The organism is Luteibacter sp. P4_E6, from assembly GCF_056401535.1.
This window is the reverse complement of record NZ_JBFUJE010000885.1, coordinates 1-1,030: the sequence shown is the minus strand read 5'-3', so window position 1 is coordinate 1,030 and position 1,030 is coordinate 1. Positions and strand designations below refer to the sequence as shown.

The window sequence follows — 1,030 nt, the reverse complement described above, 5'->3', positions numbered from 1 at the left end:
GTTCATCGCCGATCTGCACCTCGACGAAGCGCGCCCGGATATCACCGCCTTGTTCGAGCGCTTCCTCGCGTCGGACGAGGCTCGCTCGGCGACGGCCTTTTACATCCTCGGCGACCTCGTCGAGGCATGGATAGGGGACGACGACGACGCGGAGCTACCAACGCGGATCGCCACCGCGACGCGTGCCCTCAGCGACAGCGGCGTGCCGGTGTACTTCATGGCCGGTAACCGTGACTTCCTGCTCGGCCAGCGTTTTGCCGACCGCGCGGGAATGACCCTGCTCGACGATGGCACGGTGCACGACATCGAAGGCACCCCCACCTTGCTGATGCACGGCGACGTGCTCTGCACCGACGACGTGGAATACCAGGCCGTGCGCGCCCAAGTGCGCACGGCCGCCTGGAAACAGCAGATTCTGTCTATGCCGCTGGAAGCGCGCCGTGCCTTTGCGGCGAAGGCGCGCAGCGACAGCAAGGCACGCACCGGCCAGAACGACGAGACGATCATGGATGTGAACCAGGGCGCGGTGGAAGCAGCGCTACGTCATGCTGGCGTTCACCGCCTCATCCACGGGCATACGCATCGCCCGGCCATCCATCCGTTCGCGTTCGACGACGCGAATGCGGAACGCATCGTGCTGGGTGATTGGTACGACCATGGGTCGGTATTGGCGATCGATGGGGATCGGTTGGATTTGCGTGGAATTTGGCAGGTTTAAGCCCGTCCGCGAGCACCCATCGCCGCTGAAGCGGCTCTGTGTGGGAGCCGATTCATCGGCGATGCTCTTGCCTCACCCCAGCGTCTGCAGCCAATCCAGCTCGCTCTCTGAAAATCCGGCCTCGCGCCGTGCGTCCAGATTGAACGGCCCCCTCAACGACCCATTCATATAGTCGTTGAGCAAGGTGGCAAACATCGCTTCCGGATCGATGCGATCGCGCGCGCAGCACCAGTGAAACCAGCGCGTGCCTGCCGCCACATGGGCGACTTCCTCTCGCAGGATCACCTCGAGAATGTCCACCGTGCGTTCGTC

Annotated in this window: 2 protein-coding genes; one reads left to right on the top strand and one right to left on the bottom strand. The window is 63.8% G+C overall.

Annotated features, from left to right (window positions below):
• Positions 1 to 718 (top strand): UDP-2,3-diacylglucosamine diphosphatase (locus AC1DT2_RS24345; RefSeq protein WP_477299312.1); only part of this gene is annotated, 718 nt, incomplete at its 5' end.
• A gap of 72 nt (positions 719 to 790) precedes the next feature.
• Here AC1DT2_RS24345 and AC1DT2_RS24340 read toward each other — a convergent pair.
• A partial coding sequence (locus AC1DT2_RS24340; RefSeq protein WP_477299310.1) for a DUF455 family protein occupies positions 791 to 1,030 on the bottom strand: 240 nt, incomplete at its 5' end.